This is a genomic window from Microbacterium sp. J1-1 (assembly GCF_024498615.1).
GTDB lineage: Bacteria > Actinomycetota > Actinomycetes > Actinomycetales > Microbacteriaceae > Microbacterium > Microbacterium aurugineum.
The window spans coordinates 1,487,215-1,502,331 of the sequence record NZ_CP089590.1 but is presented as its reverse complement, the minus strand read 5'-3'; the positions used below and the strand labels follow the sequence as shown (position 1 = coordinate 1,502,331).

Sequence of the window (15,117 nt, the reverse complement as noted above, 5' to 3'; positions counted from 1 at the left end):
CCGATGGGCATCATCGGGCGAATGCGCGAAGACATCGCGGCAGCCCGTCTCCGTGATCCGGCCGCACGCAGCGCCGTCGAGGTGGCACTCCTGTACCCGGGACTCCACGCGATCTGGGCGCACCGCGTCTCGCACGCGCTCTGGCGACGGCGACTCCGACTGCTCGCGCGCGCCGGATCGCAGCTGTCACGCTGGATGACCGGGATAGAGATCCACCCGGGCGCGAAGATCGGGCGTCGCTTCTTCATCGACCACGGAATGGGCGTGGTCATCGGCGAGACCAGCGAGATCGGTGACGACGTGATGCTGTATCACGGCGTCACCCTCGGCGGACGGACTCGCACCGCAGGGAAACGCCATCCGACTCTCGAGGACGGCGTGGCCGTGGGCGCCGGCGCGAAGATCCTCGGCCCCGTGACGATCGGGGCCGGCTCCGTGGTCGGCGCGAACGCCGTGGTGACGCGCGATGCGCCCGCCGACAGCGTGTTGGTCGGCATTCCCGCGAAACCACGACAGCGCAGCGCCGGTGAGGACACCCGCGCGCTGCTCACCGCTCCGGACTACGCGATCTGAGCGTCGGGCGTCGCTGCACGACTCAGCGTCGTGCGCCCTTGACGGACTCGACCTTCTTGCGCAGGAAGATCAGCGGCAGCAGGACACTGCCCAGCGCGGTGATCAACCACACGATCACCGATCCGAGAAGCCAGCCGGTGAGATCGGTGATGCGGAGTCCGCCGATGGGAAGCAGCACCACGATGATCAGCGAGATCAGGGTCGAGAAGATGCCGATGCCGCCCATGAGCACGGGCGCGTAGCGGTTCGCCATCTTGCCGACCCACGGTGCCAGGACGCTCTGCAGGATCGCGAAGATCAGGATGCAGATGACGAAGCCCCACCACTTGTCCCATTCGATCTGGAACCCTTCGAGAGCGAGATCGGCGACGATCAAGCCGAGGCCGGCCGATATCACGTACATCAGACCGCGGAACAGGAGTGTGATCACGGCCCGAGCCTAGCGCTCAGCGTGGTTTCGCGCCTCAGGATTCGGCGCCGAGTGCGGCGAGCCGTGCTTCCTCATCCGCGGTGATCGCGCTCTCGATCAGCGGGTCCAGCGCGCCGTCCATCACCTGATCGAGGTTGTAGGCCTTGAAGCCGGTGCGGTGGTCCGCGATCCGATTCTCCGGGAAGTTGTACGTGCGGATGCGCTCGGAGCGGTCCATCCCGCGGATCTGCGAACGGCGCGCGTCGGACGCGGCCGCGTCGAGCTCCTCCTGCTGCCTCGCGAGCAGTCGGGCTCGAAGCACGCGCATTCCGGCCTCGCGGTTCTGCAACTGCGACTTCTCGTTCTGCATCGACACGACGATGCCCGTGGGGACGTGGGTGATGCGCACGGCGGAATCCGTCGTGTTCACCGACTGCCCGCCGGGGCCGGACGAGCGGAAGACATCGATCTTGAGATCGTTCTGATCGATGTGGATCTCCTCCGGCTCATCCACCTCGGGGAAGACCAGCACGCCCGTCGTCGAGGTGTGGATGCGTCCCTGCGACTCGGTGGCCGGCACACGCTGCACGCGATGCACGCCCCCCTCGTACTTGAGATGCGCCCACACACCCTGCGCGGGGTCGGACGAGGAGCCCTTGATCGCGACCTGCACGTCCTTGTAGCCGCCCAGGTCGGACTCGTTGCGCTCCAGGAGCTCCGTCTTCCAGCCCTTGGAGGCGGCGTACTGGATGTACATGCGCAGCAGGTCGGCTGCGAACAGTGCGGACTCCGCACCGCCCTCACCGGCCTTGATCTCCATGATCACGTCACGCGCATCGTCCGGGTCACGCGGGATGAGCAGACGACGCAGACGTTCCTGGGACTCCTGCAGCTCCTCCTCCATCGCGGGGATCTCCGCCGCGATGGACTCGTCTTCCCGAGCGAACTCGCGAGCCGTCTCCAGATCATCGGTCGCAGCGACCCATGCCTCGTAGGCGGCGACGATGCGCGACAACTCGGCATAGCGACGGTTGACACGCTTCGCGCGGGCGGCGTCGGCGTGCACCGCCGGGTCGGAGAGCTCCTCCTGCACCCGGCGATGCTCGTCGATCAGAGTCTGGACGGACTCGAACACGGCTCAGCCGCTCAGCGGATGTTGTTGTCGTGCCCGTGCGCGCCCGAGGGGAGCGTGGGGATCGACTTCTGCATCTGCACGAGGAACTCGACGTTCGAGTTGGTCTCCTTGAGCTTGCCGAGGACGACCTCGAGGGCCTGCTGCTGGTCGAGGCCGGCGAGGGCGCGACGCAGCTTCCACGTGATCTTGACCTCGTCGGCCGACAGCAGCATCTCCTCGCGGCGGGTGCTCGACGCGTTCACGTCGACCGCCGGGAAGATGCGCTTGTCCGCGAGCGCACGCGACAGGCGCAGCTCGCTGTTGCCGGTGCCCTTGAACTCCTCGAAGATGACCTCGTCCATCTTCGACCCGGTCTCGACCAGGGCGGTGGCGAGGATCGTGAGGGATCCACCGTTCTCGATGTTGCGCGCGGCTCCGAAGAAGCGCTTGGGCGGGTAGAGCGCGGAGGCGTCGACACCACCGGTGAGCACACGGCCCGAGGCCGGAGCTGCCAGGTTGTAGGCACGGCCGAGGCGCGTTATGGAGTCGAGTAGCACGACGACGTCGCGGCCGAGCTCGACCAGACGCTTCGCACGCTCGATCGCGAGCTCCGCCACGGTGGTGTGGTCTTCGGCCGGGCGGTCGAACGTGGAGGCGATGACTTCGCCCTTGACCGAGCGCTCCATGTCGGTGACCTCTTCGGGGCGCTCGTCGACGAGCACGACCATGAGGTGGACCTCAGGGTTGTTCTGCGCGATCGCGTTCGCGATCTGCTGCAGCACGATCGTCTTGCCGGCCTTGGGCGGAGCGACGATGAGGCCGCGCTGTCCCTTGCCGACCGGGGCGACCAGGTCGATGATGCGCTGGGTCAGCTTCTCGGGAGCCGTCTCCAGACGCAGACGCTCCTGCGGGTAGAGCGGAGTGAGCTTGCCGAACTCCACACGCGTGGCGGCGTCATCGATCGACAGACCGTTGATGGAGTCGACCTTGACCAGCGCGTTGTACTTCTGACGGCCCTGCTGCTCGCCTTCGCGCGGCTGCTTGATCGAGCCGACGACGGCGTCACCCTTGCGCAGGTTGTACTTCTTGACCTGTCCGAGCGAAACGTACACGTCGCTCGGACCCGCGAGGTAGCCGGTGGTGCGGACGAACGCGTAGTTGTCGAGGACGTCGAGGATGCCGGCGATCGGGATCAGGACATCGTCCTCGCCGATCTCCGTGTCGAACTCGTCGGTCGGAGCGCCGTTGCGGCGCTTGTTGCGCTGGCGGTTGCGGTTGCTGCCGCCCGACTGCTCGTCATCCCCGGCCGGCTGAGCCTGCTGGTCCTGCCCGGAGCTGTTCTGCCCGCGTCCTCGGTTGCGGCTGCGGTTGCGGTTGCGACCACGCCCGCCCTGCTCCTCACCACTGTCGGAGTCGGAGCCGGAGTCGCCGTTCTGAGGTGCGTCGGCGGGAGCGGCGTCTGCTGCCGTGTCCTTCACCGGCGCGGAGGCGTCGGCGTCGGGCGTCGACTTCTGCGCACCGCGGCGACCGCGTCCCGTGGACTTCGGTGCGGATTCCGCAGCGGCTTCGGCCGGGGCGGCGTCTGCAGCCGGAGCCTCCGGGGAAGCGGTATCCGCGGCGGGAGCCTCGGCGTCCGCCTTCTTCGCGCGGCTCCGACGCGGTGTCTTCGCCTTCGGCGCCGCCTCGGGCGACTCGGCGGACGCCTCCGCAGATGCGGGCTCGCTCGTCGTGGCGGCAGCCGCCTTCGTCGTCTTCGCCTTCGTCGTCTTCGGCTTCGCGGGCTTCTCGGCGCTCTCGACCTTTTCCGCGTTCTCGGCCTTCTCGGCCATCTCCGCGGTCGTGGCGGTGCTCGCACGACGCGGTGCGCGCTTGCGCGCCGGCGCCGTCTCGGTGGTCGCTGCAGCAGCTTCCGCGGCCGGTGCCGACGAATCGTTCTGGGTCTCGGAGAGGTTCTCCACGAGTACTCCCTTATATGTCATGGGGAATGAGCGTTGAACGCGCACAACGGGTGCTGCGCACGATCGCACGGGCCGGCGCTCAGCGCCAGCCAGCCTCGGCACTTGTGCCTCAAGGGTTTGCGTGCGGGTCTTGCAAGAGTTGCAATGGGGCCAGATTCACGTCGTTACGTGGAGCCCTCCGCTCGAGTCCCCACTGTACCACCACGAACGTCGACTGCGAGCAGGAGCGCCTCCCACGGGGTGTCGGTGACCTGGTCGGCCAGCTCCACCGCGTCTTGACGACTCCCCGGTCCGTCCGCGAGGACGAGAACGCTCGGCCCGGCACCGGAGACGACCGCCGCGAAGCCCGCCTTGCGCAGCGCCTGCACGAGTCGCTGGGTCTCCGGCATGGCCCCGGCCCGGTAGTCCTGATGGAGCCGATCGGCAGTCGCATCGAGGAGCAGTTCCGGGCTCTGCATGAGGGCGGCGATCAACAGCGCCGAGCGGGAGACGTTGAACACCGCATCCGCTGTGGACACATGGGGCGGCTGCAGCGATCGCGCCTGCGAGGTGGACATCGTGTAGGCCGGGACGAGGACGAGCGGCGAGACACCGCGGTGCACCAGCAGCTTCTTGTGCTGCGGGCCGCGCTCTCCCATCCAGGCGATCGTCAATCCGCCGAAGAGCGCAGGAGCGACGTTGTCGGGGTGGCCCTCGATCTCGGTGGCCAGGCGCAGCAGATCGGTGTCGCCGATCTCGACGTCGCCCGCGAGGAGCCCCTTCGCCGCGAGCACCCCCGCGGCGACGGCCGCCCCCGAGGATCCGAGGCCACGGCCGTGCGGCACGCCGTTCTCGGCGACGATGCGCAGTCCGGGCACCGGTCGGCCCGCGTCCGCGAAGACGTATGCGATCGTCCGGACGATGAGGTTCGAGGCGTCGCGCGGAATCTCGGCCGCACCGGAACCGGTGACCTCGATGTCGAGTTCACCCGCCGGCAGCGCGGTGACCTGGAGCGTGTCGTAGATGCTGAGGGCCAGGCCGAGCGTGTCGAATCCCGGACCGAGGTTCGCACTGGTCGCGGGCACCCGCACCTCGACGGTGCGCCACTCGGCGGATGCCCCGTCGACCGGGGGCAGCGCTGTCGCCACCGTCACTCGCCTTCCACGCGGAGCACCGACACGACCCGCGCCACGACGGTGCTGTCGGCGAGGGCGCCGACGGTGGCGCTGAGTGCCTGCTCCGTCGCACGGTGGGTTCCGATGATCAACCGTGCGGTCGGCTCGTCCTCGCCTTCGACGGTCTGCACGACGGTCGCGACGGAGACTCCTCCGTCGCTGAGGATGCCCGCGACCGTGGCGAGCACTCCGGGCGCATCCGAGACCTCGAGCGTGATCTGGTAGCGCGTGGTGACGTGTCCGATCGGGACGACCGGAAGATTCGCGCGAGTCGATTCGCCCACGCCGACGCCGCCGGCGATGTGGCGACGGGCCGCCGAGACCACGTCTCCGAGCACGGCGGACGCGGTCTGGACGCCACCGGCACCCGCACCGTAGAACATCAGGGATCCGGCGGCCTCCGCCTCGACGAACACCGCGTTGTTGGCACCGTGCACCGAAGCGAGGGGGTGGGAGTTCGGGACCAGCGCCGGGTACACGCGCACCGAGATCGACTCGGCGCCGTTCGCCTCGATCCGCTCGCACACGGCGAGCAGCTTGATCACGAAGCCCGCTGCGCGCGCCTCCTCGATCATCGACGGAGTGATCGACGTGATCCCCTCGCGGTACACGGCATCGAGCGGTACCGCGGTGTGGAAGGCGAGGCTCGCGAGGATCGCGGCCTTCTGCGCGGCGTCATAGCCCTCGACATCGGCGGTCGGGTCGGCCTCGGCGTACCCGAGGCGCTGCGCGTCGGCGAGCACATCGGCGAAGTCCGCGCCCTCGCTGTCCATCCGATCGAGGATGTAGTTCGTGGTGCCGTTCACGATGCCCATGATGCGTACCACCCGGTCGCCCGCCAGCGAGTCGCGCAGGGGGCGGATGATCGGGATCGCACCCGCAGCCGCGGCTTCGTAGTACACGGAGGCACCGACGCGGTCGGCCGCTTCGAACAGCTCGGGGCCGTGGGTCGCCAGCAGCGCCTTGTTGGCCGTGACCACGTCCGCACCGGCGCCGATCGCCTGCAGGATGGTGCTGCGGGCCGGCTCGATGCCGCCGATGAGTTCGATCACGATGTCCGCGCCGAGGACCAGCGATTCCGCATCGGTGGTGAAGAGCTCTGCGGGGAGATCGACGTCGCGGGGCGCGTTCACATCGCGCACCGCGATGCCGGCGAGCTCCAGTTCGGCGCCCGCCCGGTCGGCCAGCTCGTCACCGTGGCGCAGCAGGAGCGCCGCGACCTGGGAGCCGACCGCTCCCGCACCCAGCAGTGCCACACGAAGTCGTCGGTAGTCAGTCATGGTTACTCCTTCGGAGGTGGGTCATTTGTCTCGATCGGCGGCCGGCGCCCCGTCGATGCCCGTGTCACGGGCCAGCACATCGTCGAGGGTCTCGCCACGGACGATGACCGTCGACCGGCCTTCGCGCACGGCGACGACCGGTGGACGCGGAACGTGGTTGTAGTTGCTTGCCAACGAGACGCAGTACGCTCCGGTCGCCGGTACCGCCAAGAGGTCTCCGGGCACGAGATCGTCGGGCAGATACTCTTGATCGACCACGATGTCGCCCGATTCGCAGTGCTTGCCCACGACGCGGCTGAGGCGGGGCTCGCCCGCACCGACGCGCGAAGCAAGGCGTGCGGAGAATTGCGCGCCGTACAGAGCGGGGCGCGCGTTGTCGCTCATTCCGCCATCGACGCTGACGTAGCGGCGCACGGCACCCGACTCCACCGTCACGTCCTTGGTGGTGCCGACCTCATAGATGGTGACGCCTGCGGTACCGACGATCGCACGGCCGGGTTCGAACGACAGGGCAGGCATCGGGATTCCGCGCGCGGCACACCCCTCCGCCACCGCGTCGACGATCTCACCGGCGAGGTCCTCGATCGGCGTCGGGTCGTCCACGCGCGTGTAGGCGATGCCGAAGCCGCCGCCGAGGTTGAGCTGCGGCACCGGGCCGTCCTGGAGCAGGGTCGCATGCAGGTCGAGCACGCGCGACGCCGACTCGCGGAATCCTGCGACGCCGAAGATCTGTGAGCCGATGTGGCAGTGCAGGCCCGCGAACACCAGCCCGGGCGTCTCCCGGATCCGCGAGACGGCGTGCTCGGCGTCCGGCAGCGGGAAGCCGAACTTCTGATCCTCGTGGGCCGTGGCGAGGAAGTCGTGGGTCTCGGCGTGCACACCGCTGATCACACGCACCAGGACGCGCTGTGTGGCGCCGGTGCGGGCGGTGATGGCCGCGAGCCGCTCGATCTCGATCGCGCTGTCCACGATGATCGTGCCGACTCCGACCTCGACGGCACGCTCCAGCTCGGCGACCGACTTGTTGTTGCCGTGGAAACCGAGGGACGCCGGGGCGACACCGGCAGCGAGCGCGACCGCGAGCTCCCCTCCGGTGCAGACGTCGATGCGGAGCCCCTCGTCGACCACCCAGCGCGCCACGGTCGTGCACAGGAACGCCTTGCCGGCGTAGTAGACCTGCGCCGTCGTCCCGTTCTCGGCCGCTGCACGATCGAACGCGACACGGAATCGTCGAGCACGACCCCGCACCTCATCCTCGTCCAGGACCAGCAGCGGCGAGCCGTAAGTACGGGTGAGCGAGGGGGCGCTGACGCCGGCGATGAGGAGCGCGCCGTCGTCGTCGCGCGCGGCGGACTCGGGCCAGACGCCGTCGGCGAGATCGTTCGCGTCGTCGGGGACGACGAGCCATTCCGGAGCGAGCGAATCGGCAGGGGGAAGCACTGATCACCAATCGTGGGAAGGATCTCGGGCGAGCGGGCGCACATCGAGGTTGTCCCGATTCTAGGGCACCGGCCCCGCCACCCTGGTCAGAGTGACACTCGACGTCAAGCCCCCTGTGATGAGCAGTTCACGCCTCCTAGGGTGGGGACGTGGCGAACACCGAAACACCGACAGACTCCCCCGCGCGCCCCGGACTGGTCGCGCGCATCACGGGCCCGCTCATCGCATGGGCTCTGGCACGGCGCCCGGTGCGCGCGGCATTGCTGTACACCGAGCGACGCGGGCCGATGCTCGCCGACAGCGTCACCTACCGCGCGTTGTTCAGCGTCTTCGCCGGCGTATTGCTCGGCTTCTCGATCGCCGCGCTCTGGCTCGCGGGGAATCCGGCAGCGTTGCAGGCGATCATCGATGCCGTCGAGGCGGCCGTGCCGGGACTGATCGGAGAGGAGGGGGTGATCGATCCGGACGCCCTCCGGGCACCCGCATCCTTCTCCATCGCCGGCATCATCTCCCTGATCGCACTCGTGGGTGCCGCGCTGGGTGCCATCGGCTCATTGCGCACGGCGGTGCGGGTCCTCGCCGGCACCCTGCAGGACGACATCCTATGGATCTGGGTCATCCTGCGCAATCTCGCTCTCGCGCTCGGCATCGGTCTGGCGTTCGTCGTCTCGGCAGGACTAACGTTCGTCGGTCAGCTCGGCGTGACGTGGATCGCCGACATCCTGGGCCTCCCGTCCGATTCCCCTGCGGTGACGTGGGGCGTGCGTCTGCTCTCACTCCTGGTCGTGTTCGCCCTCGACACGGCACTCATCATCGGCGTCTTCCGCGTGCTCTCGGGAGTGCGCCCGGCCGCGCGCTCCCTGTGGCCCGGCGCACTACTCGGCGCCTTCGGCCTTCTGGTCCTGCAGGAACTGTCCGGCCTGTTCGTGGGCGGCGCGACGAGCAACCCGCTCCTCGCCTCCTTCGCGACCCTGCTCGCGCTGCTCATCTGGTTGAACTTCTCCGCGCAGGTGATGCTGTTCGCCTGCGCGTACATCGTCACGGCCGAGGAGGAGGCCTCGGACCGCGTGCACGCACGCTATGCCGCGACCACCTTCCCTCAGCGGCGCCTGCAGCGGGCCGAGGTCGACGTGCGGATCGCGACGGCGGAGCTGCGTGCCGCGCAGGAGGCAGCAGCGGACACGTCTTCCTAGCGTCACCGCAACCCCGTTACGTCACCACACCCTTCGTTGTGACCGTTCTGCATATACTGGTCACAACGAGAGGAAGCCATGCACGCTCGACGACGGCGGATCGACCTCCCCCACGCCACGGTCTCCGCGCTGGAGTGGCGGCCGTCGACGGAGTCCGGGCGGCCGGTGCTGCTGTTGCACGGTGGAGGCGCCGACAGTGCCGCTCTCTCCTGGGGCGAGGTCGGCTCCGCCCTCGCCGACGCCGGACACCGCGTCTTCGCCCCCGATCATCCCGGCTTCGGACAGAGCCCAAGCGCCGCGTGGACCCTCACGCAGGAGAACCTCGTCCGCCACGTCGGCGAGCTCGTCGACTCCCTCGAGCTGAGCGACTACGCGATCGCCGGCCTCTCCCTCGGCGGCGGGATGACGATCGGGCATCTGCTCGACCGCCCCGCCGGGGCGCGCACTGCTGTCCTCCTCGGATGCTACGGAGTGATGCCCCGCCTCGCCGACGGCCCGCTCGGTCGGGTGACCCATCTGGCCTCCTTCCTCCTTCTGCGCTCGGGCCTGCTGGCTGCGATGACCCGCTCGTACGCGCGCAACGCCTCGGCGATGGAGCGCGGTCTGCGCGACCTGGTCCGCGATCCGCGTGCGCGCACACCGGAACTCGTGGACGCCGTGGCCGTCGAAGCGGCGAACGGAACAGGCTTGGCGACCTTCGGTCAGTGGCAGCGCGACCAAGTGCAGTGGAATCGGTTGCGCACGGTCTACACGGAACGGCTGCCGTCGATCCGCACCCCGACGCTGTTCGTACACGGAACCCGGGACTCGGGCGTTCCGCTCGCACGCATCGAGAAGGCCTCGGAGCTGCTGCCGGATGCAGCCCTGCTCACGGTCCCCGAAGCCGGGCACTGGGTCCAACGCGACCGGCCCGATCTCGTGATCCCCGCGATGATCGAACACCTGCGAAGGAGCGACGATGCCGCGACCGCGCGTCCCTGACCGGAGAGAACGCATCCTCGATGCCGCAGAAGAGCTCGTGCTCGCTCAGGGCTTCGACCACATGAGTGTCGCGTCCGTCGCCGCACGTGCAGGCATCGGCAAGGGCGCCGTGTATCTGGAGTTCGCCGGCAAACGCGACGTCCTCGATGCCCTGCTGATGCGAGGGAACACGCGCATGGCCGATCGCGTCCACCGCGAGCTGGGAGACCACCCTCGTCTCGGCGATGCCTGCCGGGCGACTGCGCGAGCGCTGCTGGATGATCCGCTGATGACTGCGGCCTTCCTGGATGACCGGGGCGTGCTCGGCTCCCACGTGATGGAGGTGACCGACGATCGCTACCGGACACGCCATCACCGAGTGGTCGAGTGGTTCCGGGAACTGCAGGATCGCCACCTCATCATCGCCGACGTCGATCCCCGCTCGCTCGCCCTGGCCCTGTCGAGCACGACGATCGGGCTCCTCTCTGCGGCGCGTCTGCTCGGTCCGCTCGATCGGTCCCTGCTGGAGGACACGATCGACACCATCGGCCGGATGGCCGCGACCTTCGAAACGGAGCGATGATGCAACGGGAATCCTCCGCTCCGGCCCACGACGGCCCGGTGCTGCTCCTCCACGGCGGGGGCGTGGCCGGATGGATGTGGGATCCGCTGCGTTCCCACCTCACCGCGGAGCATCGCCTCCTCGTTCCGGATCTCCCGGGCCACGGCCGCAACGCCGCCGATCCGTATGTGTCGCACGCAGAGACCACCGCCGCACTCGCGCAGCTCCTCGAGGAGGAGGGAGGTTCTGCGACGGTCGTCGGGTTCTCGCTCGGCGCGCAACTGGCCGTCAGACTCGCCGCGGAACGGCCCGACCTCGTGGGCCGCGTGGTCGTCATCAGCGCGCAGGCCACGCCGATGCGAGGTACCGCCGCGACGCTCGCGGTGCTCGGCGCCCTGTCGGGGCTCGCGCGGCAGAGGTGGTTCGCGAAGCTGCAGGCGCGTCAGCTGTACATCCCCGATGAACTCCTCCCCGAGTACATCCGGACCTCCGCAGGCATATCCCGAGAGACCCTCCTGCGCTCCGTCGAAGAGAATCTCCGGTTCGTTCCCCCCACGGCGTGGGGAGCCTTTCCCGGCGACGCGTTGATCCTGGTCGGCGCCGCGGAGAAAGCACTCATGAAACGCTCTGCCGCCGCACTCGACGCGGCCCTCCCACAGAGCACGCTCGAGGTCGTGGACGGATGCGGCCACGGAATCCCGTTGCAACGTCCGGCCTGGCTGGCACAGCGGATCGAGGACTGGCTCGCCCGCACCGCCGAACGCCCCTAGCGACGCTCCCGTCAGCTCGGGCAGACGCCCTTGTCCTGCAACGACGTGTCCGTGACGATCGCCCCATCGACGTCGACGTCGATCACCGCCGCGCCATCGACGATCTCGAGCCCGGTGAGGGTGAGTCCGGCGGGGAGCTGATCGGCGATGCACACCCGCTGCGGTTTCGTGACCTCCTGACCGAGCGAGCCGAGCGTCGAACCGACCTGATCGAGGTCGATGTCGAGCCCGCCGATGCTGGCGGCCACCGGTGTGAGTTCGAGGTCGCCGTCGACGACTCCGGGGGTGACGGTCAAGGAGAGTGGCACGGACGCGCCGAACACGGTGATCGATCCGCTCACGGTGGCGTTCGGAGCCTCGAGCTCGACGGATTCGATGGGAAGGTCTGTGCCGGCGAGCAGGGAGGTGAACTGCCCCTGATCGATGTGGATCGTCCCGGAGGCGCCGCCGAGCTCACCGCCGCGCAGCGGGACGTCGGTCGCCGTGACCTCCGCCGCACCCGTGACGCCTTCGAGGGTGACCGAATCGGTCGTCAGACGCAGGGACTCCAGGTTTCCGCCAATGAGTTGCGGAAGCACCAGGCCCTGCGTCTCGACATCGAGCTGCTGATCGGCGGGCAGATCGAGCTGCTCCACGACGATCGACCGCACGATGCCCGGCAGTACGGCGCGCGCCACGAACTCGGCGGCGACGACGAGCGCTGCCAGAACGATCACCACGACCAGCAGCACCCAGGGCCAGCGACGTCTCCGGTTCGCGCCCTCGGGTGACTGCTCAGGCGAAGAACCGGGGATCACGAGCGTCGGATGCTCAGCACCGGCCTCCGGATACGGGAGGGTGTGGTTGTCGTCGCTCATGACGCGACCATCACATGCGCTCGGGGGCGCTGACCCCGAGGAGGTCGAGGCCGTTGCGGAACACCTGACCGGCGGCATCGTTCAGCCACAGGCGCGTGCGGTGGACCGTCTCGACCGGGTCATCGCCCTGAGGGATGACACGGCAGTTGTCGTACCAGCGGTGGTACAGCCCCGCGAGCTCCTCGAGGTACCGCGCGACACGGTGGGGCTCACGCACCTGGGCGGCGAACGCAACGATGCGCGGGAACTCCTGCAGAGCTCCGAGAAGGGCGGCCTCGGATTCGTGCGTGAGGGTCTCCGGGGCGAACTCGGAGCGGTCGACGCCGGAGTCGGCGGCGTTGCGGGCGACGTTGTGGGTCCGGGCGTGGGCATACTGCACGTAGAACACCGGGTTGTCATTGGTGCGCTTCTGCAGCAGCTCGGGATCGAGATCGAGCGGGGAGTCCGCAGGCGAGCGCTCCAGGGAATACCGGAGCGCGTCGGTGCCGAGCCAATCGAGCAGGTCGTCCATCTCGATGATGTTGCCGGCGCGCTTGCTGAGGCGGGCGCCGTTGATCGACACCATCTGTCCGATCAGCACCTCGACGTTCTTCTCCGGATCCTCACCCGCCGCTCCCGCGACGGCCTTGAGCCGGTGCACGTAACCGTGGTGGTCGGCGCCGAGAAGGTAGATCTTGTTCTGGAACCCGCGGTCTCCCTTGTTCAGGTAGTAGGCGGCATCGGCGGCGAAGTAGGTGTACTCGCCGTTCGAACGGCGGATGACACGGTCCTTGTCGTCGCCGAAGTCGGTGGTGCGCACCCAGACCGCACCGTCTTCGTCGAAGACGTGACCCTGCTCGCGCAGACGGTCGACGGCCTGATCGATCAGGCTCGACCCCGATGCGTCCTTCGCGTGCAGCGTGCGCTCGGAGAACCACACGTCGAAGGGCACGTTGAAGCGGCCGAGGGAGGACCGGATCTCGGCGAGCTGGAACTCGTAGGCGAGCTCAAGCGCCACCTCCGACTGCTCGTCGTCGGGCAGCTGGAGCAGATCCGGACGCGCTTCGAGAACACGACCGGCGAGCGTCGTGATGTACTCCCCCGGATAGCCGCCCTCGGGGGTGGGCTCGCCCTTCGCCGCAGCGAGAACCGAAAGGGCGAAACGCTCCATCTGCGCGCCGGCATCGTTGATGTAGTACTCCCGGACGGCGTTCGCGCCGCTCGCGAGGAGGAGGCGGACGATCGAGTCGCCGAGAGCGGCCCACCGCGTGTGTGCGATGTGCAACGGCCCCGTCGGGTTCGCAGAGACGAACTCCACGTTGACGCTGACGCCTTCCTGCGACGTGTTCGTGCCGTAGGCGGAGCCCGCGTCGACGATGACCTTCGCCAGGGCACCGGCGGCGGCCGCATCGAGCCGGATGTTGATGAAGCCCGGACCGGCGACCTCGGCGCTCGCGATCCCCTCGACCCCACCGAGACCGTCGGCGATCTGCTGGGCGAGCTCCCGCGGGTTCGTGCCGAAGGGCTTGGCCAGGCGCATGGCGATGTTCGTTGCCCAGTCGCCGTGGTCGCGGTTGCGCGGACGCTCCAGCACGATGTCGGCGGCGGTGAGTTCCAGAGGCTCGCCGGGGCGTCGTTCCTCGGCGATGGGTGCGAGGACGGCGAGGACGGCGGCGGCGAGCGATTCGGGGTTCATAGCCTTCTCAGTTTACGGGGCGCCACGTCGGCATCCGACGGCACGGGACGTGCGGAATTCGCAATCCGCTCGTGGTGATCTACTCTCGTCCCATGAAGGCCACCGTCCCGCGCCGTCGACTGCACCGCGCAGGAGTGGCCATCGCCCTCCTCCTCGCCGTGACTGCCGGCGTTCTCGGAGTATGGCGACCGTGGATCCCCCTTCCCGCGGCGGCACCGATGGGCGCCGCGATCGAGGGTGCAGACGCCGCGTCCGAGGCGCTCGCCCCTGCTCCCCTCACCCTGCCCGCGCACCCGACCGTGCTGGTCTTCGGTGACTCCTGGACCTACGGCTCTGCGGCGACGGTACCGACCCTCGGCTACGCCTACGTCCTGGCGAGCCTGATCGACGGCCAGACGATCGTGAACGGCGTCCGAGGGAGCGGGTACCTCAAGTCCGGTCTCGACGGCCCGGCCTTCGGCGAGCGCATCGCCGCACTCGACCCCGCCCTCTCCCCCGACCTCGTGATCATGCAGGGATCCATCAACGACCGGAAGCAGGGCGTCGCAGGCTACCGCGAGGCCGTCGCCGCAGCCTGGGACGCGATGGCTGCGAAGTATCCGGAGGCGGCGATCGTCGTGCTCGGCCCGGCACCGCACGAACTCCCCGTGGGCGCGACGACCGCTCGCATCGACACGGATCTGGGTGAGCTCGCCGCGGCACGGGGCTGGTGGTACCTCTCCCCCATCGCCCAGGGATGGATCACCGCGCAGAACTATCTCGATGTGATCGACGTCGATCTGGGACGCAAGCACCCTTCGACCGACGGACACCGCTACCTGGCCGAAAAGGTCTCTGCCGCCCTCGACGAGATGCGCGCCGCGCCGGTCACCGAGGCGGGTGGGTCGGAGACGACCCCCGACGAGTGATATTGTCGATCGGTACGCCTCCGTAGCTCAGTGGATAGAGCGCCGGTTTCCGGTACCGTAGGTCGCAGGTTCGACTCCTGTCGGGGGCACATCGGGTTGTACGCGGATAATATGTGAATACGTATGCGTAACCCCCAAGTACGAGAAGAGCCGCCTGGTTTCAGGCGGCTCTTCTCGTTGGGGATGCATCGGTGCGCGATGCCTGAACTCCGGCCTCGTCGTCGCCTGCGCGAGCAAGACGCAGTGGCGGAATCGGGTGCTCCC

Annotated in this window: 14 protein-coding genes and 1 tRNA gene; 7 read left to right on the top strand and 8 right to left on the bottom strand. The window is 68.7% G+C overall.

Annotation, left to right across the window (positions count from 1 at the left end; translation table 11 throughout):
* Nucleotides 1-3: 3 nt before the first annotated feature.
* Nucleotides 4-573, top strand: a complete 570-nt coding sequence (gene epsC / locus LRQ07_RS07080) for a serine O-acetyltransferase EpsC (RefSeq protein ID WP_256536257.1) — start codon at nucleotides 4-6, stop codon at nucleotides 571-573.
* Between the two features lie 22 nt (nucleotides 574-595).
* On the opposite strand, the gene LRQ07_RS07075 is transcribed toward epsC, so the two are convergent.
* The 6 genes from LRQ07_RS07075 to lysA form a co-directional block, all read right to left on the bottom strand.
* Nucleotides 596-1,003 (bottom strand): phage holin family protein, encoded by a 408-nt coding sequence (locus LRQ07_RS07075; RefSeq protein WP_153243921.1) that lies wholly within the window; start codon nucleotides 1,001-1,003, stop codon nucleotides 596-598.
* 34 nt (nucleotides 1,004-1,037) lie between these two features.
* Nucleotides 1,038-2,117 (bottom strand): peptide chain release factor 1, encoded by a 1,080-nt coding sequence (prfA, locus tag LRQ07_RS07070; RefSeq protein ID WP_047520447.1) that lies wholly within the window; start codon nucleotides 2,115-2,117, stop codon nucleotides 1,038-1,040.
* Nucleotides 2,118-2,128: 11 nt separating this feature from the next.
* Nucleotides 2,129-4,054: a transcription termination factor Rho gene (gene rho, locus LRQ07_RS07065; protein WP_256536256.1), complete on the bottom strand. Its 1,926-nt coding sequence runs from the start codon at nucleotides 4,052-4,054 to the stop codon at nucleotides 2,129-2,131.
* A gap of 164 nt (nucleotides 4,055-4,218) precedes the next feature.
* Nucleotides 4,219-5,181 carry a homoserine kinase gene (gene thrB, locus LRQ07_RS07060; RefSeq protein WP_413775534.1) on the bottom strand — a complete coding sequence of 321 codons (963 nt, stop codon included), beginning with the start codon at nucleotides 5,179-5,181 and terminating at the stop codon, nucleotides 4,219-4,221.
* A 2-nt stretch (nucleotides 5,182-5,183) separates the two neighbouring features.
* Nucleotides 5,184-6,488, bottom strand: a complete 1,305-nt coding sequence (locus LRQ07_RS07055; RefSeq protein ID WP_256536254.1) for a homoserine dehydrogenase — start codon at nucleotides 6,486-6,488, stop codon at nucleotides 5,184-5,186.
* A 21-nt stretch (nucleotides 6,489-6,509) separates the two neighbouring features.
* Nucleotides 6,510-7,928, bottom strand: a complete 1,419-nt coding sequence (lysA, locus tag LRQ07_RS07050) for a diaminopimelate decarboxylase (RefSeq protein WP_256536253.1) — start codon at nucleotides 7,926-7,928, stop codon at nucleotides 6,510-6,512.
* Nucleotides 7,929-8,077: 149 nt separating this feature from the next.
* Here lysA and LRQ07_RS07045 point away from each other — a divergent pair, with 149 nt between their 5' ends.
* From LRQ07_RS07045 to LRQ07_RS07030, 4 genes are all read left to right on the top strand, one after another.
* Complete coding sequence (locus LRQ07_RS07045; protein ID WP_256536252.1) at nucleotides 8,078-9,121, top strand: YihY/virulence factor BrkB family protein; 1,044 nt, start codon at nucleotides 8,078-8,080, stop codon at nucleotides 9,119-9,121.
* A gap of 78 nt (nucleotides 9,122-9,199) precedes the next feature.
* Nucleotides 9,200-10,102: an alpha/beta fold hydrolase gene (locus tag LRQ07_RS07040; RefSeq protein WP_256536251.1), complete on the top strand. Its 903-nt coding sequence runs from the start codon at nucleotides 9,200-9,202 to the stop codon at nucleotides 10,100-10,102.
* The gene (locus tag LRQ07_RS07035) at nucleotides 10,080-10,664 is read left to right on the top strand and encodes a TetR/AcrR family transcriptional regulator (protein ID WP_256536250.1); all 585 of its coding nucleotides are present in this window, start codon (nucleotides 10,080-10,082) and stop codon (nucleotides 10,662-10,664) included. Before LRQ07_RS07040 ends, LRQ07_RS07035 begins: the two co-directional genes overlap by 23 nt.
* On the top strand, nucleotides 10,661-11,413 hold the full coding sequence (locus LRQ07_RS07030; RefSeq protein WP_256536249.1) for an alpha/beta fold hydrolase: 753 nt from the start codon (nucleotides 10,661-10,663) through the stop codon (nucleotides 11,411-11,413). The genes LRQ07_RS07035 and LRQ07_RS07030 overlap by 4 nt, the downstream gene beginning before the upstream one ends.
* A gap of 11 nt (nucleotides 11,414-11,424) precedes the next feature.
* Here the strand turns inward: LRQ07_RS07030 and LRQ07_RS07025 are convergent, their stop codons facing one another.
* Both LRQ07_RS07025 and argS read right to left on the bottom strand, forming a co-directional pair.
* Nucleotides 11,425-12,270: a DUF2993 domain-containing protein gene (locus LRQ07_RS07025; RefSeq protein WP_256536248.1), complete on the bottom strand. Its 846-nt coding sequence runs from the start codon at nucleotides 12,268-12,270 to the stop codon at nucleotides 11,425-11,427.
* A 10-nt stretch (nucleotides 12,271-12,280) separates the two neighbouring features.
* Entirely contained in the window at nucleotides 12,281-13,945 is a 1,665-nt protein-coding gene (argS, locus tag LRQ07_RS07020; protein ID WP_256536247.1) for an arginine--tRNA ligase, read from the bottom strand.
* A 92-nt stretch (nucleotides 13,946-14,037) separates the two neighbouring features.
* On the opposite strand from argS, the gene LRQ07_RS07015 reads away from it, so the two are divergent.
* Together LRQ07_RS07015 and LRQ07_RS07010 are read left to right on the top strand one after the other, a co-directional pair.
* Nucleotides 14,038-14,853: an SGNH/GDSL hydrolase family protein gene (locus tag LRQ07_RS07015; RefSeq protein WP_256536246.1), complete on the top strand. Its 816-nt coding sequence runs from the start codon at nucleotides 14,038-14,040 to the stop codon at nucleotides 14,851-14,853.
* A 16-nt stretch (nucleotides 14,854-14,869) separates the two neighbouring features.
* A tRNA-Arg gene (locus LRQ07_RS07010) sits at nucleotides 14,870-14,942 on the top strand.
* Nucleotides 14,943-15,117 lie beyond the last annotated feature (175 nt).